24 protein-coding genes and 1 tRNA gene are annotated in these 23,389 nt (G+C 67.6%); 21 read left to right on the top strand and 4 right to left on the bottom strand.

The genetic code is table 11. The annotated features are described in order from the left end of the window. Positions 1-179 precede the first annotated feature (179 nt). Genes OHA25_RS01090 through OHA25_RS01080 form a run of 3 tightly spaced genes read left to right on the top strand, consistent with a single transcriptional unit; the run spans position 180 to position 3,273 of the window. A complete protein-coding gene (locus OHA25_RS01090) occupies positions 180-1,442 on the top strand; it encodes an extracellular solute-binding protein (RefSeq protein ID WP_327591223.1) in 1,263 nt (420 codons plus the stop codon). 59 nt (positions 1,443-1,501) lie between these two features. Next, on the top strand, positions 1,502-2,386 hold the full coding sequence (locus tag OHA25_RS01085; RefSeq protein ID WP_327585772.1) for a carbohydrate ABC transporter permease: 885 nt from the start codon (positions 1,502-1,504) through the stop codon (positions 2,384-2,386). Then, the gene (locus OHA25_RS01080) at positions 2,386-3,273 is read left to right on the top strand and encodes a carbohydrate ABC transporter permease (RefSeq protein WP_327585771.1); all 888 of its coding nucleotides are present in this window, start codon (positions 2,386-2,388) and stop codon (positions 3,271-3,273) included. Before OHA25_RS01085 ends, OHA25_RS01080 begins: the two co-directional genes overlap by 1 nt. 27 nt (positions 3,274-3,300) lie before the next feature. Here the strand turns inward: OHA25_RS01080 and OHA25_RS01075 are convergent, their stop codons facing one another. After that, entirely contained in the window at positions 3,301-4,038 is a 738-nt protein-coding gene (locus OHA25_RS01075) for a class I SAM-dependent methyltransferase (RefSeq protein ID WP_327585770.1), read from the bottom strand. Positions 4,039-4,164: 126 nt separating this feature from the next. Here OHA25_RS01075 and OHA25_RS01070 point away from each other — a divergent pair, with 126 nt between their 5' ends. Then, positions 4,165-4,704, top strand: a complete 540-nt coding sequence (locus tag OHA25_RS01070) for an RNA polymerase sigma factor (RefSeq protein WP_327585769.1) — start codon at positions 4,165-4,167, stop codon at positions 4,702-4,704. After that, on the top strand, positions 4,691-5,629 hold the full coding sequence (locus tag OHA25_RS01065; protein WP_327585768.1) for a hypothetical protein: 939 nt from the start codon (positions 4,691-4,693) through the stop codon (positions 5,627-5,629). The genes OHA25_RS01070 and OHA25_RS01065 overlap by 14 nt, the downstream gene beginning before the upstream one ends. Here OHA25_RS01065 and OHA25_RS01060 read toward each other — a convergent pair. Then, positions 5,618-6,640 (bottom strand): adenosine deaminase, encoded by a 1,023-nt coding sequence (locus OHA25_RS01060; RefSeq protein ID WP_327585767.1) that lies wholly within the window; start codon positions 6,638-6,640, stop codon positions 5,618-5,620. The two genes, OHA25_RS01065 and OHA25_RS01060, sit on opposite strands and share 12 nt — an antisense overlap. A gap of 113 nt (positions 6,641-6,753) precedes the next feature. Here OHA25_RS01060 and OHA25_RS01055 point away from each other — a divergent pair, with 113 nt between their 5' ends. Together OHA25_RS01055 and OHA25_RS01050 are read left to right on the top strand one after the other, a co-directional pair. After that, entirely contained in the window at positions 6,754-7,386 is a 633-nt protein-coding gene (locus OHA25_RS01055; protein ID WP_327585766.1) for a hypothetical protein, read from the top strand. 53 nt (positions 7,387-7,439) lie between these two features. Beyond that, positions 7,440-7,946: a hypothetical protein gene (locus tag OHA25_RS01050; protein WP_327585765.1), complete on the top strand. Its 507-nt coding sequence runs from the start codon at positions 7,440-7,442 to the stop codon at positions 7,944-7,946. Here the strand turns inward: OHA25_RS01050 and OHA25_RS01045 are convergent. Further along, on the bottom strand, positions 7,926-9,134 hold the full coding sequence (locus tag OHA25_RS01045) for a pyridoxal phosphate-dependent aminotransferase (RefSeq protein WP_327585764.1): 1,209 nt from the start codon (positions 9,132-9,134) through the stop codon (positions 7,926-7,928). The genes OHA25_RS01050 and OHA25_RS01045 overlap by 21 nt on opposite strands. 157 nt (positions 9,135-9,291) lie before the next feature. Between OHA25_RS01045 and OHA25_RS01040 the strand changes: the two genes are divergently transcribed. The 9 genes from OHA25_RS01040 (at position 9,292) to OHA25_RS01000 (ending at position 16,142) form a co-directional block, all read left to right on the top strand. Then, a tRNA-Trp gene (locus OHA25_RS01040) sits at positions 9,292-9,364 on the top strand. Positions 9,365-9,442: 78 nt separating this feature from the next. Further along, on the top strand, positions 9,443-9,688 hold the full coding sequence (secE, locus tag OHA25_RS01035; RefSeq protein WP_164904133.1) for a preprotein translocase subunit SecE: 246 nt from the start codon (positions 9,443-9,445) through the stop codon (positions 9,686-9,688). An 80-nt stretch (positions 9,689-9,768) separates the two neighbouring features. Next, positions 9,769-10,533 carry a transcription termination/antitermination protein NusG gene (gene nusG, locus OHA25_RS01030; RefSeq protein ID WP_327585763.1) on the top strand — a complete coding sequence of 255 codons (765 nt, stop codon included), beginning with the start codon at positions 9,769-9,771 and terminating at the stop codon, positions 10,531-10,533. A gap of 119 nt (positions 10,534-10,652) precedes the next feature. Further along, complete coding sequence (rplK, locus tag OHA25_RS01025) at positions 10,653-11,084, top strand: 50S ribosomal protein L11 (protein ID WP_127939574.1); 432 nt, start codon at positions 10,653-10,655, stop codon at positions 11,082-11,084. Between the two features lie 58 nt (positions 11,085-11,142). Continuing rightward, positions 11,143-11,862, top strand: a complete 720-nt coding sequence (rplA, locus tag OHA25_RS01020; protein ID WP_305915092.1) for a 50S ribosomal protein L1 — start codon at positions 11,143-11,145, stop codon at positions 11,860-11,862. 210 nt (positions 11,863-12,072) lie between these two features. Continuing rightward, positions 12,073-12,891, top strand: coding sequence for an LppX_LprAFG lipoprotein (locus tag OHA25_RS01015; RefSeq protein WP_305915093.1), 819 nt, complete (start codon positions 12,073-12,075; stop codon positions 12,889-12,891). Between the two features lie 237 nt (positions 12,892-13,128). After that, the gene (rplJ, locus tag OHA25_RS01010) at positions 13,129-13,653 is read left to right on the top strand and encodes a 50S ribosomal protein L10 (RefSeq protein ID WP_305915094.1); all 525 of its coding nucleotides are present in this window, start codon (positions 13,129-13,131) and stop codon (positions 13,651-13,653) included. 72 nt (positions 13,654-13,725) lie between these two features. Next, positions 13,726-14,115: a 50S ribosomal protein L7/L12 gene (gene rplL, locus OHA25_RS01005; protein ID WP_327585762.1), complete on the top strand. Its 390-nt coding sequence runs from the start codon at positions 13,726-13,728 to the stop codon at positions 14,113-14,115. Between the two features lie 158 nt (positions 14,116-14,273). Then, positions 14,274-16,142 (top strand): glycosyltransferase family 39 protein, encoded by a 1,869-nt coding sequence (locus tag OHA25_RS01000; protein WP_327585761.1) that lies wholly within the window; start codon positions 14,274-14,276, stop codon positions 16,140-16,142. On the opposite strand, the gene OHA25_RS00995 is transcribed toward OHA25_RS01000, so the two are convergent. Further along, on the bottom strand, positions 16,139-16,522 hold the full coding sequence (locus OHA25_RS00995; protein WP_327585760.1) for a nuclear transport factor 2 family protein: 384 nt from the start codon (positions 16,520-16,522) through the stop codon (positions 16,139-16,141). The two genes, OHA25_RS01000 and OHA25_RS00995, sit on opposite strands and share 4 nt — an antisense overlap. Before the next feature lie 87 nt (positions 16,523-16,609). Between OHA25_RS00995 and OHA25_RS00990 the strand changes: the two genes are divergently transcribed. The 5 genes from OHA25_RS00990 (at position 16,610) to rpoB (ending at position 23,383) form a co-directional block, all read left to right on the top strand. Further along, positions 16,610-17,176 carry a TetR/AcrR family transcriptional regulator gene (locus OHA25_RS00990; RefSeq protein WP_327585759.1) on the top strand — a complete coding sequence of 189 codons (567 nt, stop codon included), beginning with the start codon at positions 16,610-16,612 and terminating at the stop codon, positions 17,174-17,176. 90 nt (positions 17,177-17,266) lie between these two features. Beyond that, positions 17,267-18,268, top strand: a complete 1,002-nt coding sequence (locus tag OHA25_RS00985) for an ABC transporter ATP-binding protein (protein ID WP_327585758.1) — start codon at positions 17,267-17,269, stop codon at positions 18,266-18,268. Between the two features lie 202 nt (positions 18,269-18,470). After that, a complete protein-coding gene (locus tag OHA25_RS00980) occupies positions 18,471-18,971 on the top strand; it encodes a hypothetical protein (protein WP_305915100.1) in 501 nt (166 codons plus the stop codon). After that, entirely contained in the window at positions 18,968-19,465 is a 498-nt protein-coding gene (locus OHA25_RS00975; RefSeq protein WP_305915101.1) for a hypothetical protein, read from the top strand. The genes OHA25_RS00980 and OHA25_RS00975 overlap by 4 nt, the downstream gene beginning before the upstream one ends. A gap of 450 nt (positions 19,466-19,915) precedes the next feature. Further along, positions 19,916-23,383, top strand: a complete 3,468-nt coding sequence (gene rpoB, locus OHA25_RS00970) for a DNA-directed RNA polymerase subunit beta (protein WP_327585757.1) — start codon at positions 19,916-19,918, stop codon at positions 23,381-23,383. Positions 23,384-23,389 lie beyond the last annotated feature (6 nt).

Below are 23,389 nucleotides of genomic sequence, written 5' to 3'. Positions count from 1 at the left end.
GAGCACTTACTGGTAAGAGTGTTTTCAAATCGAGACAAGCCGGTATAGACCGGCTCCTGAACGCTGGCTTACTCTGGCGCAAACGCGCGTCGCGCGTGCCCATCCCCCCAGGGCGGGGTCCGGTAGCTGGTACGGACCAGCGTCACCCGTCCGACGAGAAGGCGGTATCTCCAGTGAACATGAAGCTTGTGGGCGGCGCCGCTCTCGGCCTTGCCACGATGCTGGTCCTGTCCAGCTGCGGCTCCGGCAGCTCCGGCGACGGCGGCGGCACCCAGGCATCGGGCGGCGGTCAGGTCACGCTCAAGATGGTCGCCGCGGACTACGGCGACGGACCCGGCAAGCCGAACTCGGGTGAGACGTTCTGGAAGGGCGTCGTGGACGAGTTCCAGGCCGCGAACCCGAACATCAAGGTCGAGGTCCAGGTCATCAACTGGAACGACATCGACAAGCAGGTCGCCACCATGGTCCAGAACGGCCAGGTGCCCGACATCCTGCAGACCGGCGACTACTCGGGCTTCGTCAAGGACGGCCTGCTCCACAAGGTGGACGAGGTCCTGTCCCCGAACGTCTCCGGCGACATGCTGCAGAAGTTCGCCGAGTTCGGCAAGGTGGACGGGGCCGCGTACGGCATCCCGTTCGTCTCCTCCGCCCGCGCGCTGTTCTACAACAAGGACCTGTTCACCAAGGCCGGCATCGCCGAGCCGCCGAAGACGTGGGACGAACTCAAGGCCGCGGCCGAGAAGCTGAAGGCGGCCGGCGTGACGCAGCCGTTCGGCCTGCCGCTCGGCCAGGAGGAGGCCCAGGCCGAGTCGTTCCTGTGGATGCTCGGCAACGGCGGCGGCTACAAGGACGCCTCCGGCAAGTGGGCGATCAACTCGCCGCAGAACGTCGAGACCTTCACGTACATGAAGGGCCTGGTCGACGCCGGCCTGACCACCCCCAACCCGGGCACCAAGGACCGCAAGACGGTCTGGGAGGACTTCGGCGCCGGCAAGGTCGGCATGGTCAACGGCGGACCCATGTCCATCCCGATCTTCGACGCGGCCGGGCTGAAGAACTACGGCGTCGCGCCCATCCCCGGCAAGAGCGGCCCGCTCGACACCACGCTCGGCGTCATGGACTGGATCATGGCGTTCAACAAGAACGGCCACGCCGCGGAGATCAAGAAGTTCTTCGACTTCTTCTACACCGGCAACGCCGCGACGAAGATCTCCGACACCTACAAGCTGCTGCCCGTCACCAACGGCGGCATCCAGAAGCTGTCGAGTGACGAGAAGCTCAAGCCGTTCCTGGACGCGCTGCCCAACGCCAGCTTCTACCCGTTCCAGGACCCCAAGTGGGCCGAGGTGAACCCGGCGATCAAGCAGACCATCGGCGGAGCCGTCAAGGAGGACCCGGCCAAGGTCCTCGGTGAGCTCCAGAAGGTCGCCGAGGCCGGTTGATCGGGGTGGATGGCCCAGCGTCTCCTCGCTGGGCCATCCCTTTCACGGAAGGCTTTGCATTGAGAAGGTTGCGCGCCCTGGAGCCCATCGCCTGGGTCGGGCCCGCCGTGGTGCTCATCGCGGTCGTCGTGCTCTGGCCCGTGATCGAGATGATCAGGTCGTCGTTCCTCAAGATCAGCCGGTTCGGCGTGGTCCAGGGCGGCAACGGGTTCGCCAACTACGAGAAGTTGTTCGGCGAGAAGGACTTCGCCGACATCATGGTCCGCAGCGTGATCTGGGTGGTCGCGGTCGTCGCGCTCACCGTGCTGATCTCGCTGGCCCTGGCCCAGTTGTTCAACCAGCGCTTCCCCGGTCGCAAGATCGCCCGTTGGGCGCTGATCGCGCCGTGGGCGGCCTCGGTACTGATGACGGCGATCATCTTCAAGTGGATGCTCGACCCCGAGGTCGGCGTGATCAACCAGATCCGGTTGAAGCTCGGGCTCATCGACGCCATGGGCGGGGCATCGGCCGACCAGCTCGGTGACGCCTCCACCGCGATGCCGTGGCTGATCTTCGTGGCGGTCTTCGTGTCGGTGCCGTTCACCACGTACGCGTTGCTGGCCGGGCTGGCGACGATCCCCGGCGATGTCTACGAGGCGGCCAGGATGGACGGGGCCGGACGGTTCCGTACGTACTGGTCGATCACGCTGCCGCTGCTGCGTCCCGCGCTCACCGTGGCGGCATTGATCAACGTGATGAACGTCTTCAACAGCTTCCCGATCATCTGGGCGATGACGCACGGGCAGCCCGGTTACTCGACGGCCACTTCGACGATCCTCATGTTCATCCTCAAGGGCTCCGACATCGGCGAGTCGGCCGCCATGTCCGTCGTCAACTTCGGCATGGTGATCGTGCTGACCGTGATCTTCCTTCGGGTGTCCCGGTGGAACAAGGAGGTGGCGTGATGGCCGTCAACACGATCCCGCGGCAGGTCAGTCCGCACCACCACGCCCGGCCCCGGCGCACCGCGGCACGCGGCATGCCCCGGCTCAAGACCGTGATCGTGGCGGCGAGCGCGTACGTCATCGCGTTCATCTTCCTGTTCCCGTACGTGGTGATGCTGCTCACCTCGCTGCGGGCCCAGGACTCGCTGCGGGATGTGACGTTCTGGCCCGATGAGTGGGTGTGGTCGAACCTCACCAACTTCTGGACCAGCGGGCTGGCCGGGAACCTCTGGGTCACCATCAAGGTGGCCGCCGGGTCGACGATCCTCGTGCTGCTGGTGGCGTTGCCGGCGGCGTACTACTCGGCCAGGCACAACTTCAGAGGGCGCACCGCGTTCCTGATCCTGGTGTTGATCACCCAGATGTTCCAGCCCACGGCCATGCTGGTCGGCATCTACCGCGAGTTCTTCCAGTTCGGGCTGGTGGACTCGGTCTGGTCGCTGATCCTGGTCAACGGCGGGTTCAACCTGGCGTTCGCGGTCTGGATCCTGAACGCGTACTTCGCCTCGATCCCGCGCGAGCTGGAGGAGGCGGCGTTCATCGACGGGAACGGGCGCTTCGGCGCGTTGTTCAGGATCACGTTGCCGCTGGCCATGCCTGGCGTGATCACCGCGCTGATCTTCACGTTCATCGCAGCATGGAACGAGTTCGTCGTCGCGCTTACCCTGACCACGACGCCCGCGAACCAGCCCCTGACCGTGGCGCTCAACTCGTTCATCGGGCAATACCAGGTGGACTGGCAGAACCTGTTCGCCGGCTCCGTGATCGCCACCATCCCGGTGATCATCCTCTTCGCGCTGATCGAGCGGAAGGTGGTGGGCGGGCTGACCGCCGGCTCCATCAAGTGAATCCCAGGGGGAGTCTCCCCCTGGGATTTACTTCTGCGGCACCCGGGCCACGCAGAACACCGTCTGACCGAACGGCGGACGGACGAACCGCTCGATCAGGCGGGTCAGCGGGACCACCGTCCGGTCGTAGATCTTGACCAGCCGGGGGTCCGGGTAGCCCACGCCGCCCCGGCGCACCGCCGTCCACCAGGCGATGCCGCCCAGGAAGTTGATCGGCTTGAGCACCTCGACGTCCAGGCCCGCCTTGGCGACCGCCGAGGCCAGCGTCTTGGGCGTGTAACGCTGGACGTGGCCCACCTTGCGGTCGAAGTCTCCATAAAGCTGCATGTAGCCGGGCACCCAGATGATGATGCGGCCGCCGGGCAGCGTGACCCGGGCCAGCGAGCGCAGGGCCCCGGCGTCGTCCTCGATGTGCTCCAGCACGTTCATCATGACGACGGTGTCGACCTTGTCCTCGAGCGGGATGTCGGTCGGCAGGCCGAACTGCAGGACGTCGATCTCGTCGCGGCCCTCGAAGCGCTTCTTCAACTGCTCGACGCAGTAGGGGTCGAAGTCGCTCACGACCAGCCGGTCGAGGCGCGGCAGGAACTGCTCGGCGAAGTGGCCCAGCCCCGAGCCGATCTCCAGCATGGAGCGGCCGACATGCGGGGCGACCATGTCGAACTCGTACTGCCGATAGTTCTTGGCCTCGTCCCCACCTAGGTGGTTCTCCAGGGCCTCGTCACCGGCCGCCGGTTGTACTACACGGTCATACCCAGAAGACATAGTCCCGTTCCTTCTAGGGGGCACACGGATTGCCCGAGTCTAATGCCCCTGTCGGCGGTGGGGGTCACGCGATCTGCGAAACACCCTTCCCCGCGGACCCCTCCATGCGGTGGAATCTGACTCGCCATGGACGACGACGAGGCGATCGCGCGCTCGCTGGACGGTGACTTAGCGGCCTATGAGGCGCTGGTCGCCCGCTACAGCGCGCTCGCCCACCGTACCGCGTACATGCTGGGTGCGGGGGACGAGGCCGAGGACGTGGTGCAGGAGGCTTTCGTCAAGGCGTTCCGGCATTTGGCGAGCTTCCGCCGGGAGGCGCCGTTCCGGCCGTGGTTGCTGCGCATTGTGGCCAACGAGACCCACAACCTGACCCGGTCGCGGGGGCGGCGAAATGAGCTGGCGCTCCGGCTCGGCGCTACCGCCGACGTCACGGCTCCCGACGATCCCGAGGGTGCGGCCGTGGCCACCGACCGGCGTTCTCACCTTCTGGCGGCAGTGCGAGGACTGCCCGAGCGGGAACGCCAGGCCGTTGTCTGCCGGTACTTCTTACAGCTGAGCGAGGCGGAGACGGCACAGGTGCTCGACTGGCCGGTCGGCACCGTCAAGTCCAGCACCCACCGTGGGCTGGCCAGGTTGAGGGAGGAGGTGGGCAATGAGTTCGCGTGAGCCCTTCGACGAGCCTCTCGATGAGCTGCAGGAGGAGCTGCTGGCGCTCGGCGATCTCATCGACGTGCCCGCGCCGCCTCCCACCGATGTGGCGGCCGCCGTTCGCGCCCGCCTCGAATCCACCCCTCAACCCCCCGACCCCGCCTCGTCTTCCGACGCCGATCCCGACGCCGATCCCGACGCCGATCCCGACGCCGAGGCCAACGCCGATCCCGACTCCGACGCCGGGGCGGGTGGCGAGTCCGGGGAAGGGCCCGATCCGGCGCACGGTCCCTATACCGGCCCCGTCAGGCCGGCTCGATCTCGGCCGCCGGGGCGGCGGGACGGTGGGCGGCCGGCGCGGCGCGGCAGGCGGTGGACGATCGTGGCAGCGGTGGTCGTCGTCGTCATCGCCATCACGGCCGCCACCCCCCAGGGCCGGGCCGCGGTGGCGAGGATCCTGCGGTTCGCCGGGGTGGAGCTGGAGATCGGCGAGAGCACACCCCCGCCGGTCACCACCACGGCGTCCCTGCCTGGCGAGCGCACCGTGCCCCCGTCCGGGGTGCGGAGCCTGGCCAGGTTCGAGGTCAGGATCCCCGCCAGGCTCGGCCCGCCGCAGAGCGCGTTGGTCGCCGACAACGGCAGGGTGGTGTCGCTGTTCTGGCCGGGCGGCATCCGGCTCGACCAGTTCGACGGCGCCGTCGACCCCATCTTCTTCAAGAAGGCAGGCCCGCCGTACCCGGACTTCGTGAATGTGGGCCCCTACCAGGCGTTCTGGCTCGAGGGTGAGCACCCGCTCGGCTACATCGCGCGCCAGGACGGCACGCAGGTGCCGCTGCGCCAGGCCGCCGCCACGCTCATCTGGAGCCAGGACACGATCAACTACCGCCTGGAGGGCGTACGGACCAAGGAGGAGGCCATCACGATCGCCGAGTCACTCCAGTGAGCCGGTCAGCCAGTCGTCCACACCCTTGAGCAGCTCCTTGCGCACGGACTCCGGAGCCGCCGACGAGCGTACGGACTGCCGCGCCAGCTCGGCGATCTCGGCGTCGCTGAAGCCGTAGACGTCCCTGGCCAGCTCGTATTGCGGCAGCAGCCGCGCACCGAACAGCAGCGGGTCGTCGGACCCCAGCGCGAGCGGCACGCCCGCGTCGAACAGCCGCCGCACCGGCACGTCGGCCGCCTGCTCGGAAACCCCCAGCCCGACGTTGGAGGTCGGGCAGATCTCGCAGCAGATCTGCCGGTCGGCGAGCCGGTGCATCAACCACTCGTCCTCGGCCGCCCGCACACCATGCCCGACCCGGTCCGCTGCCAGGTCGTCCACGCACTGCGCCACGCTGCGCGGCCCCATGAGCTCGCCCCCGTGGGGCACGGACAGCAGCCCGCCCCGTTTGGCGATCCTGAACGCCCGCTCGAAGTCCCTGGCCGCGCCCCTGCGCTCGTCATTGGACAGCCCGAACCCGACCACGCCCTTGCCGACGTATTGCGTGGCCAGCCTGGCCAGCGTGTTCGCGTCGAGCGGATGCCTGGTCCTGTTCGCGGCCACGACCACCGCGATCCCGATCCGGGCGTGCTCGGCCGCCTGCCGCACGGCGTCGAGCACCAGCTCCAGCGTGGCGGTCAGGCCGCCGAAACGCTGGGCGTACCCCGACGGGTCGACCTGGATCTCCAGCCAGCGCGACCCGGCCGCGGCCTCGTCCTCGGCCGTCTCGCGCAGCAGCCTGTAGACGTGCTCGGGCCGGCTCAGCACGGACCTGGCGATGTCGTAGAGCCGCTGGAACCTGAACCAGCCGCGCTCGTCGGTGGCCCGCAACTTCGGCGGCCAGTGCTCCTCCAGCGCGTCGGGCAGATGCAGCCCCTGCTCCCTGGCCAGCTCGATCAGCGTGGTGTGCCGCATCGAACCGGTGAAGTGCAGGTGGAGATGGGCCTTGGGAAGCGCGTCTAGGGGCCGTGGCATTTGCTTATCTTGCCATCCGGCCTGTGGCGGGGTGCCGTCCCACTCGCGGGCTCGGGACCGTGAAAGCCGGGCGGGCGAGTGATGGATGGGCGGGAACCGGGGATCAATGACGCATGATCCCTGAGGGGCGCGACGGCGGACGGGGATGGCGCGCGGTGGTGGCGGCGCTGGCGTTCGCGATGGCGGGTCTCATCATCCACGCGTTGTTCTCGTCGGGATTCGGGCGCATCGCCCGTCCTGCCGAGGAGGCGCCCCCACCCCTCGCCGTGGCCCCTCCGGAGACCCGCCTGGGCGGTGACCAGGCGAACGTCCGCCCCGCTTCGGCCGAGCCCACCCGCGGCTCGGACTCACGGGGCGGCGTCCTCGCGGTGATCTCCGACGATTTCTGGCTCACCTACCTCCCCGCGGGGCTCGAACGCAGTGGCGGCGGGGTGATCGAGCCGGAGCCGGGCGTCAAAGGCGGCTGGGCCAGGTTCGCAGCCGCGGGCAGGTTCGTCGAAGCGCAGGTCGAGCACGGTATGGTGGCGGTGGACTGGCAGAGTTACCGCTCCCGGGTCACCCTGCTCGACGCCCGTGACACCACCGTACGCGGCCGGCCCGCCGCGGTCGGCAGGCATCCGAACGGCGGTCGCATGATCGTCTGGCTGGAACGCGTGGGCACCGGCGCGTGGATCAGGGTCAGCGACTCCCTGAGCGGGGAACTCCTCGCAGTTGCCGCCTCCGTGAAGGCTCCTGTAGGAGACTAGGTCCCCTTCCCAGTCCCTCACTTCCGGGTATCCACACACGTCATGGGGGGTCGATGCGGCGCCTGGCGGCAGTGCTCCTCGTGCTCACGCTCACCGGCTGCGGCGGCGGTGACGGCGTGCCGGAGCCCACCCGCACCGTCGCGCCGCCGTCGCAGGAACCGGCAAGGAGCAAGACCATCTCGCTGTCCTGCGGTGACACCGAGGTAAGCCTGCCGGCCATGCCCGCGAAGCTGAAGCGTGCCGGCGCGTTCGCCCAGCTGCCCTCGCTCGCCCGCCGGCTCGACGTCGACGGCCTGATCTGGCGCAGGAACGACGAGCATCTGTACGTCGGTGTGGTGTGCGGGGTGCGGACCGCCGAGCAGTTCGCCACGCTGGTCGCCAGGTCGACGCTGACGGCGTACAAGGGCCGGCCGGCGCTGCGCTGGACCACCAAGAGCGGCCTGCGGAACTTCATGTGGCTGGAGCAGCCGGGCACCGCGGTCTACATCGGTGCGACACCCGGCCTCGCCACCGAGATCAGGCGAATCGCCGGCGGCGTCTCAGCGGGCCTCGGCCAATAGCTTGCCCAGGCGGCTGACGCCCTCCACCAGGTCGTCGTCGCCCAGCGCGTAGGACAGCCTGAAGTAACCCGGCGTGCCGAACGCCTCGCCGGGCACCACCGCCACCTCGGCCTCCTCCAGGATCAGCTCGGCCAGCTCGCTCGAGGTCTGGGGCCGCCTGCCCCGCAGCTCCTTGCCGATCAGCTCCTTGACCGTCGGGTACGCGTAGAACGCCCCCTTCGGCTCGGGGCAGAACACGCCCGGGATGTCGTTGAGCATCCGCACCATCGTCTGGCGGCGCCTGTCGAACGCCGTGCGCATCTCGGCCACCGCCGACAGGTCGCCGGAGACCGCGGCCAGCGCCGCCATCTGCGCCACGTTGGAGACGTTGGAGGTGGCGTGCGACTGCAGGTTGGTGGCGGCCTTGACCACGTCGGCCGGGCCGATCAGCCAGCCCACGCGCCAGCCGGTCATCGCGTAGGTCTTGGCCACGCCGTTGAGGATCACGACCCGGTCGCCCAGCTCGGGGACGGCCGTGGCGATGCTGGTGAACTCGGTGCCGCCGTACACGAGGTGCTCGTAGATCTCGTCGGTGACGACCCACAGGCCGTGCTCGGCCGCCCAGCGGCCGATCGCGATGGTCTGCTCGCGCGAGTAAACCGCGCCCGTCGGATTGGACGGCGAGACGAACAACACCACCTTCGTACGCTCGGTGCGCGCGGCCTCCAGCTGCTCGACGCCCGCCAGGTAGCCAGTGGACTCGTCGGCCACGACGTCCACCTGCACGCCCCCGGCCAGCTTGATCGCCTCGGGGTAGGTCGTCCAGTAGGGCGCGACCACGAGGACCTCGTCACCCGGGTCGAGCAGCGTCGCGAAGGCCTCGTAGACGGCCTGCTTGCCGCCATTGGTGATCAGCACCTGAGACGGCTCGACGGCATAGCCGGAGTCGCGCCTGGTCTTGTCGGCGACGGCCTGCTTGAGCTCGGGCAGCCCGCCCGCCGGGGTGTACTTGTGGAAGCGCGGCTGGCGGGCCGCCTCGATCGCCGCCTCGACGATGTAGTCAGGCGTCGGGAAGTCGGGCTCGCCCGCGCCGAAGCCGATGACGGGGCGTCCGGCCGCCTTCATCGCCTTCGCCTTGGCGTCCACGGCGAGGGTGGCCGATTCGGAAATCGCGGAAATTCTTGCGGAGATGCGAGGTCGGGTGGACATGGGTCCATCGTCCCACGTGCTCGTGACCTGGGCGATCAGCTTTGGGTTCGACGTACCGGGCATTCCCCCGTATGCTTTCGGCTGGTCCTTCCGCCGCATGTCGCCGGGCGGTTCGGTCCAGGCAGTGAGTCGATCAGGGTAGTCTGGTTGATGACATAGGGCACTGGCGCAATTGGTAGCGCACCGGTCTCCAAAACCGGCGGTTGGGGGTTCGAGTCCCTCGTGCCCTGCGAGTGCGGTCCGCGCAACGATAGGCGTGTAAGCGCGCCGCAAACTGCGTTGGATACGGACGAATTCAGGTGAGGACTGTGGCGATCGACACACGCGGCGAAACCGCCGACAAGCCCAGTGGCGAAAAGAAGACGCGCACTTCGCCTGCCCTTTTCTACCGGCAGGTCGTCGGCGAGCTTCGTAAAGTCATCTGGCCGACACGCAAGGATCTCATCACCTACACCACGGTCGTTCTGATATTCGTTCTGATCATGGTTGGCATCGTGTATGGCCTCGACGCCGCCCTGGGATGGTTGGTCCTCCGCGTCTTCGGCGGAGCCTGATCCCGGCGCCGCCGGTGCCCGCCTGACGGAGTCGCCATCGATACGAGCTCAATCGATTAGACGAAAGAGGAAGAGTCACCGTGTCCGAGTCTTCTATTCCGGCCGACGAGTCCCGCGAGGAGTGGGGCGACGAGCTGGAAGAGGCCACTGAGGAAGCCGCCGAGGCGGCTCTCGAAGAGGCCGAGGTCGCGGAGAGCGACGAGGCGGCCGAGGTCGAGGCTGTCGCCGCCGAGGACGCTTCGGCTCTTCCCGACGTCGACCCCGTCGAAGAGTTCAAGCTGTCGCTGCGCGGCCTGCCCGGCGAGTGGTATGTCATTCACTCCTACGCCGGTTACGAAAACCGCGTGAAGTCCAACATCGAGAGCCGCAATGTGTCGCTCAACATGGAGGACTACATCTACCAGGTCGAGGTGCCGACGCACACCGTCCAGGAGTTCAAGAGCGGCAAGAAGGTGCCGGTCAAGGAGCGCGTGCTGCCCGGCTACGTGCTGGTGCGCATGGAGCTGACCGACGAGTCCTGGGCCGCGGTGCGCAACACGCCCGGCGTGACCGGCTTCGTCGGCCTGTCCAACAAGCCGAGCCCGCTCAGCCTCGACGAGGTCGCCAAGCTGCTCGCGCCCGAGCCGACCGAGGAGGCCAAGAAGGCCGCGGCCAAGCCGTCCGCGGGCCCGACGGTCGAGTTCGAGATCGGCGAGTCGGTCACGGTCATGGACGGCCCGTTCGCGACGCTGCCCGCCTCGGTGAGCGAGATCAGCCCCGAGTCGCAGAAGCTCAAGGTGCTCGTCTCGATCTTCGGTCGTGAGACCCCGGTCGAGCTGTCGTTCAACCAGGTCTCGAAGATCTAGGACGATCACCTACACTTAGACGTTCGGGCGGCCGCCTTCGCGAGGGCGGCCTCCGACATGTCCGGGGCTGTAATCCGCAGCCCGGACGGCATCACAATCAAAGACCCGGAGAAGGACAAATGCCTCCGAAGAAGAAAATCGCCGCGTTGGTAAAGGTCCAGCTTCCCGCTGGCCAGGCCACCCCGGCGCCGCCCGTGGGTACCGCCCTCGGTCCCCACGGCGTCAACATCATGGACTTCGTCAAGCAGTACAACGCCGCGACGGAGGCCCAGCGGGGCAACATCATCCCCGTTGAGATCACCATTTTCGAGGACCGCAGCTTCACCTTCATCACGAAGACGCCGCCGGCCCCCGAGCTGATCAAGAAGGCCCTCGGCCTCGACAAGGGCAGCGCGGTCCCGCACCGTGACAAGGTCGGCAAGCTCAGCCGCGAGCAGCTGCGCAGCATCGCCGAGACGAAGATGCCCGACCTCAACGCCAACGACATCGAGGCCGCCGAGAAGATCATCGCCGGCACCGCCCGGTCGATGGGCATCACGGTCGCCGAGTAACACCCTTTCAGACGTTCGTGGGAGGGCCGTCAGGCCCGTTCACCACTAGGAGTTAAGAATGAAGCGCAGCAAGGCGCACAAAGACGCGGCGGCCAAGTTCGACCGCGACAAGCTCTACTCGCCCGTCGAGGCCGCGAAGCTCGCCAAGGAGACGTCGACCACCAAGTTCGACGCCACCGTCGAGGTCGCGCTGCGGCTGGGCGTCGACCCTCGCAAGGCCGACCAGATCGTGCGCGGCACGGTCAACCTCCCGCACGGCACCGGTAAGACCGCCCGGGTCCTGGTCTTCGCGACCGGTGACCGTGCCGAGGCGGCCCGCGAGGCGGGCGCCGACATCGTCGGCGCCGACGAGCTGATCGACGAGATCTCCAAGGGCAACAGGCTCAACGAGTTCGACGCCGTCGTGGCCACGCCGGATCTGATGGGCAAGGTCGGCCGCCTGGGCCGCGTGCTCGGTCCGCGTGGTCTCATGCCCAACCCGAAGACCGGCACGGTGACGCCCGACGTCGTCAAGGCCGTGACGGAGATCAAGGGTGGCAAGATCGAGTTCCGCACCGACCGGCAGGCCAACCTGCACTTCATCATCGGCAAGACGTCGTTCGGCGAGCGCGAGCTCCTGGAAAACTACGCTGCCGCCCTGGACGAGGTGCTGCGTCTCAAGCCGTCGGCGGCCAAGGGCCGTTACCTGAAGAAGGTCACCTTCTCCACGACGATGGGCCCGGGTGTCCCGGTCGACCCCAACATCACCCGCGGCATCACCGCGGAGCTGGAGAGCTGATCTCTGCTCTTTGACAAGCCCCCGCCCCTTTCGGGCGGGGGTTTTTCGGTTTCTGAGCCCTTCAGCGGGGCGGCGGGTGGGCCGGGCCGGAGCGTCCGTATGGTGGATTGTGAAGATGGTGTGAAGACCTTGTGGGGGATAACCCTGGGTTTTCCCCTAATTGTGCGGGGAAGGCGCTACGGCCGTGGAATGCAAACGTAGGGTCAAGACATGCTGAAGCGATCGATAAGTCTCGCCGCGGCCGGAGCCGCGCTCGTGGTGGCCGCGGTTGCCGGTTGTGGCACTACTGCCCAGCCCATCCAGGTCAATCTGGCGGCCTCGGAAGTGCTGGCGCAGGCCGCGCAGAAGACGGCTGAGGTCACCAGCTACACCGTTGACGCCGTGGTGAACGCCACGCACCCCCAGCAGGGCGACGGCCGGGTGCAGGGACGCATGCTCTACCAGAAGCAGCCCCTGGCCGTGGACCTGACCCTGGACACCGTCGACATGGGCGGTCAGAGCCTGCCGGGCGGCGTACGAGCCGTGCTGCAGGGCGACGCCGTCTACGTCAAGGTCGAAGCGCTCAAGGACCTGGTAGGCGCCACCAAGCCGTGGATCAAGGTCCCGCTCACCGAGATGGGCGAGTCCGGCGAGGTGAACCAGTACCTGAACCAGATCCAGCAGTTCGATCTGGCCAACGTGACCAAGCTCGTCACGGCCTCGCAGGACGTGAAGTCGGTCGGCAACGAGAGCGTCAACAGCGAGGACACCACCCACTACAGCGGTAGCTTCCCGGTCGACGCGGCCGTGCAGCTGCTGCCCGCCGACGAGCAGCAGCAGGCCCGTACGGGGCTGGCCGAGCTCAAGGACGTCAAGTTCGACATCTGGGTGGCCGCCGACGGGCTGCCGCGCAAGCTCGCGTTGAACGGGCAGAAGGAAGGCGCCACGCTCGACGCCACGCTGTTCTTCAAGGACTTCAACAAGGCCGTGACCATCGAGACGCCGCCCGCCGACCAGGTCGGAGAGCTGCCCAAGGGCACGACCAACTGAGAACGATTTGGAAACTCGGCGACCAGGACGTAGTCTGGTCGTTGCCGAAGACCGCCGGTTGTCGTCAGGTGCTCAAGCTTGACGGCCGAAGGATCCACGTCATGTGGACGACCCGCGCAGGTGTGATGCGAGTTTCCCACATGGTCTGATCCGTGTGTGCGAGCCCCGTGCGCCCTGCGCCCGGGGCTGTTCTCATGTTCGGGGGCCTTCGCCGGCGGCACATCTGGAAGGAGGCCCATGGCGAGGCCGGATAAGGCGACAGCGGTTGCCGAGCTCAAGAATGAGTTCGAGGGCAGCGCTGCCGCCGTTCTGACCGAGTACCGCGGTCTCACCGTCGCTCAGCTCAAGGAGCTGCGCACCTCTCTCGGTGAGAATGCGAAGTTCGCCGTGGCGAAGAACACCCTGACCAAGATCGCCGCCAACGAGGCAGGCGTGACGGGTCTTGACGACCTGCTGGTCGGTCCGACCGCCGTCGCCTTCGTCAAGGGCGACGTCGTGGAGGCGGCCAAGGGTCTGCGTGACTTCGCCAAGGCCAATCCCCTTCTGGTGATCAAGGGCGGCGTGCTCGAGGGCAAGGCCCTCAACGCTACTGAGATCACCAAGCTCGCCGACCTCGAGTCCCGCGAGGTCCTCCTCGCGAAGCTTGCCGGTGCGCTCAAGGCGAAGCAGAGCGCCGCTGCCGCGATGTTCGCCGCGCTGCCCACGCAAATGGCTCAGCTGGCCGACGCCCTTCGCGCGAAGCGCGACGAGGCGGGCGAGTAACACCGGGGATTGCCGCACCTACCGCGGTCCCGTTCCTAGTTGTCAGCAAGTCCTAAACGTAAGGAAAACATCATGGCGAAGCTCAGCACCGAAGAGCTGCTCGACACGTTCAAGGAGATGACCCTCCTCGAGCTGTCCGAGTTCGTGAAGCAGTTCGAAGAGGTCTTCGACGTCAAGGCCGCCGCCCCGGTCGCGGTCGCCGCCGCCCCCGGCGCCCCCGCCGCCGAGGCCGCCGCCGTTGAGGAGCAGGACGAGTTCGACGTCGTCCTCGAGGCCGCCGGCGACAAGAAGATCCAGGTCATCAAGGAGATCCGCGCCCTCACGTCCCTGGGCCTCAAGGAGGCCAAGGACCTGGTGGACGGCGCTCCGAAGAACGTCTTCGACGGCAAGGTCAACAAGGAGCAGGCGGAGAAGGCCAAGGCTGCCCTCGAGGGCGCCGGCGCCACCGTGACCGTGAAGTAAGACGGTCCTGTCTCTTCTGAGAAGGGGCGCGAGACATCCTGGTGCCGGATGTCTCCGCCCCTTTTCGCATTTCCTGAGCGGTGCCGTGCGGCCACGGCTCAGGAGATTCTCATCCCGGTCTCATCGCCCCGCCAACCGGCGTGCCTAGCGTGCCTGACGTGGTTACCGAAGCTAAGTCTCGTTGGGCGCTGGCCGCCCTCCTCGTGGGCACCGGCGTGCTGTACATCTGGGGCCTTGGAGCCTCGGGCTGGGCCAATTCTTATTACGCGGCAGCCGTGCAGGCCGGCAGCCAGAGCTGGACGGCGTTCTTCTTCGGGGCCTCGGACGCCGCGAACGCGATCACCGTCGACAAGACGCCTGCCTCGCTGTGGCCCATGGTGCTCAGCGTGCGGTTGTTCGGGCTGAACTCGTGGGCCATGCTCGTGCCGCAGGCGTTGATGGGCGTCGGCACCGTGGCCATGGTGTACGCCTCCGTGCGCCGGCTGTTCAGCCTATGGGCGGCGCTGCTGGCCGGGGCGGTCATGGCGGTCACGCCGGTGGCCGTGCTGATGTTCCGGTTCAACAACCCCGACGCGCTGCTGGTGCTGTTGCTGACCGTCGCGGGCTACTGCGTGGTGCGGGCCCAGGAGCGGGGGGCGACCCGGTGGCTGGTGCTGGCGGGGGCGGCGATCGGGTTCGCGTTCCTGGCGAAGATGTTGCAGGCGTTTCTCGTGCTGCCGGGGTTCGCGCTGGTCTACCTCCTGACCGCGCCCGTGGCGTTCAGGCGCCGGATCTGGCAGTTGCTGCTGGCGGGGGCCGCGATGGTGGCCGCCGCCGGGTGGTGGCTGCTGGCGGTGGCGCTGGTGCCCGCCTCCGAGCGGCCGTACATCGGCGGCTCGCAGACCAACAGCGTGCTGGGGCTGGCCCTCGGCTACAACGGCATCGGCCGGCTCAACGGAGCCGACTACGGCGGGCTGGGAAACCTCAACCAGCAGTCCGGATGGCTGCGGATGTTCGACACCGAGGCGGGCGGGCAGATCTCCTGGCTGCTCCCTGCGGCCCTGATGTTGCTGGTCGCCGTCACCTGGCTGACCCGGCGGGCTCCTCGGGCCGACCCGGTCCGCGCCGCCGTCTGGGTGTGGGGGAGCTGGCTGCTCGTGACGGCGTTGGTCTTCAGCCTCATGCAAGGGATCTTCCACGCGTACTACACCGTGGCGCTGGCGCCGGCCATCGCGGTGCTGGTGGGCATGGGGGCCGCCGTGCTCTGGGAGCGGGGGGCCCGCAGGCTGCCGGCCATGATCACGGCCGGGACGGCCGTGTGGTCGTACGTGCTGCTGTCGCGCAGCGCCGACTGGAACGCGTGGCTGGGGGTCGCCGTGCTGGTGGCGGGCCTGGGGGCGGCGCTGGCGATGTTGCTGACCCGCCGCGTCCTGGCCGTGGTCGCGATCGCCCTGGTGGCGTGCCTGGCGGGGCCGGCCGCGTACGCCGTGGACACCGCCGCGTCGCCGCACACCGGAGCCATCCCGACGGCCGGGCCCTCCACCGGCGGCGGCGGGTTCGGCGGGCCGCCCGGTGGCGGGTTCCAGCGGCCCGGCGGCGGAGGCCAGGCCTTCCGCCCGCCGACGGCCGGCGCCGACGGCGCCGGGCGCGGCAGGATGGGCGGTGGCGGCATGGGCGGGCTGCTCAACGCCGGCACGCCGGCCGCCGAGCTGACCGCGCTGCTGAAGGACGGGGCCTCCGGCTACACGTGGGTGGCGGCGACCGTCGGGTCCAACAACGCGGCCGGATATCAGCTCGCCGGCGGCCAACCGGTGATGGCGGTGGGCGGGTTCAACGGCACCGATCCCGCGCCGACGCTGGAGCAGTTCAAGCAGTACGTGGCCGAGAAGAAGATTCACTACTTCCTGGGCACCGGCATGGGCGGTTTCGGCGGGCGGAGCACGGGCGGCAGCGGCGACGCGGCCGAGATCGCCGCGTGGGTCCAGGAGACCTTCACCGCCACCACTGTCGGGGGCGCCACCGTCTTCGACCTCACCCAGAACGCCTAGCCGCGGACCTGGGCGATGGCGCTGGTGTCCATGTAGTCCCTCGTATGGACGATCTCACCGTTCCTGATCCGCAGGACGAGGAGGCCGGGGACCGTGATCGACCGGTCCCCGGCCGTGACGTCCGTGCTCTGCTCCACCACCACGACCTCCGGATCGTCCGTGCGGTGCAGCGCCAACCTGCGGACCTCCTTGACGTCGGCGGGCGTCGCGCCCCATGACGCGCGATAGCCCGCGCGGATCTCCTCCCTGCTCTTGTACGGCGGCAGCCCGCCGAACGGGAACTCGTGCAGCCCGTCCTCCGCATACAGCTCGGCCAGCTCGTCGGCCGACTTGTGCAGCATCGCGTCGTGGAAGGCGGTGACGATCTCTTCTATGGACATGAGTGACCCCCAATTCGCTCAACATGCGTTGATTCAACGAGCGTAGAGCGAAAAAGCGCGATCGGTCAACGCATGTAGAGTCGTCGCGTGAGTGAGAGAGTGCTTCCGCGGGCGGAGCGGCGACGCAGGACCGAGGGCAGGATCCTCGACGCGGCCAGGACGCTCTTCGCGGAGCTGGGATTCGAGCGCACCACGATCCGGGCCGTCGCCCGGGCGGCCGAGGTCGATCCCGCCCTAGTCATGCAGTACTTCGGCAGCAAGCAGGAGCTCTTCAACCAGGCCGTGCGCGTGGCGCCGGTCCCCGGCGCAGGCTTGGACGCGAACGAGCTGGTCGAATACCTCCTCGGCACGCTCACCATGAAGATCGGCGAGCTGCCGCAGGGCTCCCTGGCCATGATGCGGTCCATGCTCACCCACCCCGAGGCCGCCGCCGCGGCGCGGGAGCTGCTGGGCAGGCAGATCGACCGGCTGGCGGACTCCATCCCCAGCGAGGACGCCCGGCTGCGGGCCGCGCTGATGACGATGATCATGCTCGGCGTAACGGTCGGCCATCAGCTGCTGGAGCTGGACGATCTCCGCGAGGTCTCCCAGGAGGAGATCGCGCGCGTGCTGCGCCCGAGCCTGCGAGCGCTTACTGGACCGGAAGTCTCATAACTGCCTCGTAACAAGTTATCGATCCTGGTCGTCATCCGGCCGGGCGTCGTTACGGTGATGGCATCATCCCCGAGCACGGGAAGGTGGCCAGTGGGCGTCGAAGTCGTCGTAGACGGGCTCACCAAGTCGTTCGGGCGCCAGGTCATCTGGGAGGACGTCTCGCTCACGCTGCCCGCGGGCGAGATCTCGGTCCTGCTCGGGCCGTCGGGCACCGGCAAGTCGGTCTTCCTCAAGACACTGGTCGGGCTGCTGCGGCCGGACCGCGGCCACATCTGGATCGACGGCTACGACCTCGCCAACTGCACCGAGAGCAAGCTGTACGAGGTCCGCAGGCTCTTCGGGGTGCTGTTCCAGGACGGCGCGCTGTTCGGCTCGCTCAACCTCTACGACAACATCGCCTTCCCCCTGCGCGAGCACACCAAGAAGACCGAGTCCCAGGTCCGCCAGATCGTGATGGAGAAGATGGAGCTGGTCGGGCTGCTCGGCGCGGAGCGCAAGCTGCCGGGGGAGATCTCGGGCGGCATGCGCAAGCGGGCAGGGCTCGCCAGGGCGCTGGTGCTGGATCCGGAGATCATCCTCTTCGACGAGCCGGACTCCGGGCTCGACCCGGTGCGCACGGCGTACCTCAACCAGCTCATCGTCGATCTCAACGCCGAGGTCGAGGCGACGTTCCTGATCGTGACGCACGACATCAACACCGCCCGTACGGTGCCCGACAGCATCGGGCTGCTGTTCCGGCGGGAGCTGGTGATGTTCGGCCCGCGCGAGATGTTGTTGTCGAGCGACGAGCCGGTGGTGCGGCAGTTCCTCAACGCCAGGAGGCACGGCCCGATCGGCATGTCGGAGGAGAAGGACATCTCCGAGCTGGAGGCCGAGGCCCAGCTGGGGCACGACCCCGGCGCGCTGCCGCCGATCCCGCCGCAACTCATGCCGACCGGCGATCGGATCCGCCGCGCCCAGCAGCCGCCGGGCACCTGGCTGGCGGCCAACGGCGTGATCCCGCCGCAGGGCTCGTTCGTGGACGAGCGCGGCCGCAACTGGCTGGAGGAATACCCGCGCCTGGTCAACGCCTACCTGCACGGCGTCAAGTGAGCTCCGCCCCCGAGGGGCTCCTTACGTAGGGCGCGCCCCTAACAGACGCTCTGCGAGCCCCTGAGGGCCGTATGGAGGCATTTGTGGGATCTGGCAACTCTTTCGCCGATCCCTTACCTCCTGGGTTGGTTCAGGGGCCCCTGGCGTGACCGCCGCGTTATGATCCGGCGGCGGCCGACGCGCGGGAAGGGGTGAGACAGACGTGGAAGGGCTCGACGTCAGGCTCGCCCGCATCCTGATCGCGGTGCTCGGCGGGATGCTGGCGGTGCTCGTCGGCGTGGGCGTGTGGATCGCCGTGCAGGCGCGCGACGAGCAGGGCAGGGCGGGGGACAAGGAGGCCGCGCTGCTGGCAGCGGGCGCGCATGCCAAGAACCTGATCTCGCTGGACTACCGGACCGTCGAGGCCGACCTGCAGCGCATGCTCGACACCTCCACGGGGGCGGCCAGGGCCGAATACGTCGCCACCGCGGACAAGCTCAAGTCCACCACGACCGGGAGCAAGGTCGTCCAGCAGGGCGTGCTGCGCGCCACGGGGCTCGTCTCGCTGGCAGGAGCGAAGGCCAAGGTGCTGGTCGTGGCGGATGTGGAGATCCGCTGGGACGGCTCCAAGAACGCGCCGGAGGCGCGCTACTACCGCTGGTCGATGGACCTGGACAAGGTCGGCGGCGCCTGGCTGGTGTCGAAGGCGGTGCAGGTGTTGTGAAGACGTTCGTGATCGTGCTGCTGGGCGTGCTCGTGGTCGTGGCCGGCGTGCTGGTGCCGGCGATGTGGTTCAACCTGCGCGATCTTCGTGACGCCGACGCGGCCGGTGTGGAGGCCGTGGCCGTGGCCAAGAAGGTCGCGCCCGACCTGCTCTCGTACGACTATCGGAGCGTAGAGGAGGACTTGGTGCGGGCCGGCGCGCACACCACCGGTGAGCTGACCAAGCACCTCAAAGACTTGACCACGAGCCTGGTCGCCAAGGCCAAGGCACAGAAGATCGTGCAGACCATCGCGGTGGCGGGAGCCGGGGTGGAGCGAGCCGAGCCGGACCGCGTCGAGGTTCTGCTCTTCGTGAACATGTCTACCGTCAAGGAGGTCTCCGGCGAACCCAAGCCCCGGCACGAGTACTTCCGGAACCGAGCCAGGTTCGTCATGGTCCGGCAGGACTCGCGCTGGCTGGTCGCCAGCCTGTCGACCTTGGTCGGCACCGCATGACGCGCCGGACGATCTCCGGCGGCGCGGCGGTTCGTTCAATTGTTACCAAAAATCTGGTTTAGCGAAGCATATGACGGGGGTAATCAAGTCACAGCTACACCGGTTGTCGGCATGGGTTCGACCCCTGGTGTGACGGAGCGTTAACCGCCCCCGTTCGCGGGTATCGTCTTGGGCCTGTGCGGTAGGCGATCGGTCACACAGGGGAGAAAACCCAGCGTCCGGGCCCAGAGTCGGCTAAAAGTCGGGCTCACGGGCTTGACGTTTCCGTCTGAACGGGCGATGCTGCGACCAACGTGGAGCATGCAGCGAGAGCAAAGTGGACAGGCGTGTGCCGTTCGGCTACACTGCCCCTTTGCGCTGCCCTTTGACGACCCGCGATGCTTGCTCACGTTGCGAGGTTGTCTGGCGTGCGTGTAGTCAGTCCGCCGCGAGCCCTCGGAAGGACATCTGTTGGCAGCCTCGCGCAACGCCTCCGCCGTACCCGCTGGTCCCCGTCGCGTCTCTTTTTCGCGCATCCAGGAGCCTCTCGAAGTTCCTGACCTTCTCGCTCTGCAGACCGAGTCGTTTGATTGGCTGCTCGGAAACGAGAAGTGGAAGGCCCGGGTAGAGGCGGCTCGTCAGGCCGGGCGCAAGGACGTCCCGACCCAGTCGGGCCTCGAAGAGATCTTCGAAGAGATCAGTCCCATCGAGGACTTCTCGGGGACCATGTCCTTGTCGTTCCGCGACCACCGGTTCGAGCCGCCGAAGTACTCAGTCGATGAGTGCAAAGACAAGGACATGACCTTCTCCGCCCCGATGTTCGTGACGGCGGAGTTCATCAATAACACCACTGGTGAGATCAAGAGCCAGACGGTGTTCATGGGTGATTTCCCGCTCATGACGCCGAAGGGCACGTTCATCATCAACGGCACCGAGCGTGTCGTGGTCTCGCAGCTGGTCCGTTCGCCCGGCGTCTACTTCGAACGTAATGTCGACAAGACGTCGGACAAGGATCTGTACGGCTGCAAGGTCATCCCGTCGCGTGGTGCCTGGCTCGAGTTCGAGATCGACAAGCGTGACAGTGTCGGTGTGCGCATCGACCGTAAGCGCAAGCAGGCCGTCACCGTGCTTCTCAAGGCACTGGGATGGACCAGCGACAAGATCCTCGAGCGGTTCGGCCAGTACGAGTCGATGCGGGCCACCCTGGAGAAGGACCACACGGCCGGCCAGGATGACGCGCTGCTGGACATCTACCGCAAGCTGCGGCCGGGTGAGCCGCCGACCAAGGAGTCGGCGCAGACTCTGCTGGAGAATCTCTACTTCAATCCCAAGCGGTACGACCTGGCCAAGGTGGGCCGCTACAAGATCAACAAGAAGCTCGGTGTCGACTCGGAGATCACCCAGGGCACGCTGACCGAAGACGACATCGTCGCCACGATCGAATACATCGTCCGGCTGCACGCCGGCGAGGAGTCGATGCCGGGCGTCAACGGCGAGGCCATCGTCGAGGTCGACGACATCGACCACTTCGGCAACCGCCGCCTGCGCAGTGTCGGCGAGCTGATCCAGAACCAGGTCCGCCTGGGTCTGGCCCGTATGGAGCGCGTCGTGCGTGAGCGCATGACCACGCAGGACGTCGAGGCGATCACGCCGCAGACCCTGATCAACATTCGCCCGGTCGTGGCGTCGATCAAGGAGTTCTTCGGCACCTCGCAGCTGTCGCAGTTCATGGACCAGACCAACCCGCTGGCCGGCCTGACGCACAAGCGGCGTCTGTCCGCGCTGGGTCCCGGTGGTCTGTCCCGTGAGCGGGCCGGCTTCGAGGTCCGTGACGTGCACCCGTCCCACTACGGCCGGATGTGCCCGATCGAGACCCCTGAAGGTCCCAACATCGGTCTGATCGGCTCGCTGGCCTCCTACGGGCGGATCAACGCCTTCGGCTTCGTCGAGACGCCTTACCGCAAGGTCGTCGACGGCAAGGTGACCGGCCAGATCGACTACCTCACCGCCGACGAGGAAGACCGCTACGTCAAGGCGCAGGCCAACACGGTGCTCAACGCCGACGGCACGTTCGCCGACGCTCGCGTCCTGGTCCGCACCAAGGGCGGTGAGACCGAGCTCGCCCGTGCCGAGGAGGTCGACTACATCGACGTGTCGCCGCGCCAGATGGTGTCGGTGGCCACCGCGATGATCCCGTTCCTCGAGCATGACGACGCCAACCGCGCGCTCATGGGCTCCAACATGCAGCGCCAGTCGGTGCCGCTGCTCAAGAGCGAGGCGCCGCTGGTCGGCACCGGCATGGAATACCGTGCCGCGACCGACGCCGGTGACGTCATCAGCGCCGAGAAGGCGGGCGTGGTGGAGGAGGTCTCGGCCGACTACATCACCGTGATGAACGACGATGGCACCCGCACCACCTACCGGGTGGCCAAGTTCAAGCGCTCCAACCAGGGCACGAGCTTCAACCAGAAGCCCATCGTCGCCGAGGGTGACCGGGTGGAGGTCAACCAGGTCATCGCCGACGGCCCGTGCACCGACAAGGGCGAGATGGCGCTGGGTAAGAACCTGCTGGTGGCGTTCATGCCGTGGGAGGGCCACAACTACGAAGACGCCATCATCTTGTCTCAGCGGCTGGTCCAGGACGACGTGCTGTCCTCGATCCACATCGAGGAGCACGAGGTCGACGCCCGGGACACCAAGCTCGGCCCCGAAGAGATCACCCGGGACATCCCGAACGTGTCGGAGGAGGTCCTGGCCGACCTCGACGAGCGCGGCATCATCCGGATCGGCGCCGAGGTCGTGCCCGGTGACATCCTGGTCGGCAAGGTCACCCCGAAGGGTGAGACCGAGCTGACGCCGGAGGAGCGGCTGCTGCGTGCGATCTTCGGTGAGAAGGCGCGTGAGGTGCGCGACACCTCGCTGAAGGTGCCGCACGGCGAGCAGGGCAAGGTCATCGGGGTGCGGGTGTTCTCCCGTGAGGAGGGCGACGAGCTGCCTCCGGGTGTGAACGAGCTGGTGCGCGTGTATGTGGCGCAGAAGCGTAAGATCACCGACGGTGACAAGCTGGCCGGCCGGCACGGCAACAAGGGCGTCATCTCCAAGATCCTGCCGGTCGAGGACATGCCGTTCCTGGAGGACGGCACCCCGGTCGACATCATCCTCAACCCGCTGGGCGTGCCTGGCCGGATGAACGTCGGTCAGGTGCTGGAGACCCATCTGGGGTGGATCGCTGCCCGCGGCTGGGACATCTCGGGCATCCAGGAGGCCTGGGCCGACCGGTTGCGTGACAAGGGCTTCGAGAAGGTCGCCCCGCGCACCAACGTCGCCACCCCGGTCTTCGACGGCGCCCACGAGGCGGAGATCGTCGGCCTGCTCAGCAACACCGTGGCCAACCGCGACGGTGACCGCATGGTGCAGGAGACCGGTAAGGCCCAGCTGTTCGACGGCCGCTCCGGTGAGCCGTTCCCGTACCCGATCTCGGTCGGCTACATCTACATCCTCAAGCTGCTGCACCTGGTCGACGACAAGATTCACGCTCGGTCGACCGGCCCCTACTCCATGATCACCCAGCAGCCGCTCGGCGGTAAGGCCCAGTTCGGTGGCCAGCGCTTCGGTGAGATGGAGGTGTGGGCGCTGGAGGCGTACGGCGCCGCCTACGCCCTGCAGGAGCTCCTGACCATCAAGTCCGACGACGTGCTGGGCCGCGTGAAGGTCTACGAGGCCATCGTCAAGGGCGAGAACATCCCCGAGCCCGGTATTCCGGAGTCCTTCAAGGTGCTCATCAAGGAAATGCAGTCGCTGTGCCTGAACGTCGAGGTGCTCTCCAGCGACGGCATGTCCATCGAGATGCGCGACACCGACGAGGACGTCTTCCGCGCCGCGGAGGAGCTCGGAATCGATCTGTCCCGGCGTGAGCCGAGCAGCGTGGAAGAAGTCTGAGGGGGA

Origin of the sequence: Nonomuraea sp. NBC_00507, assembly GCF_036013525.1 — a bacterium.
Classification (GTDB): domain Bacteria; phylum Actinomycetota; class Actinomycetes; order Streptosporangiales; family Streptosporangiaceae; genus Nonomuraea.
Note: the sequence above shows the minus strand (reverse complement) of the source record. Positions and strands in the feature narration are given on the sequence as shown.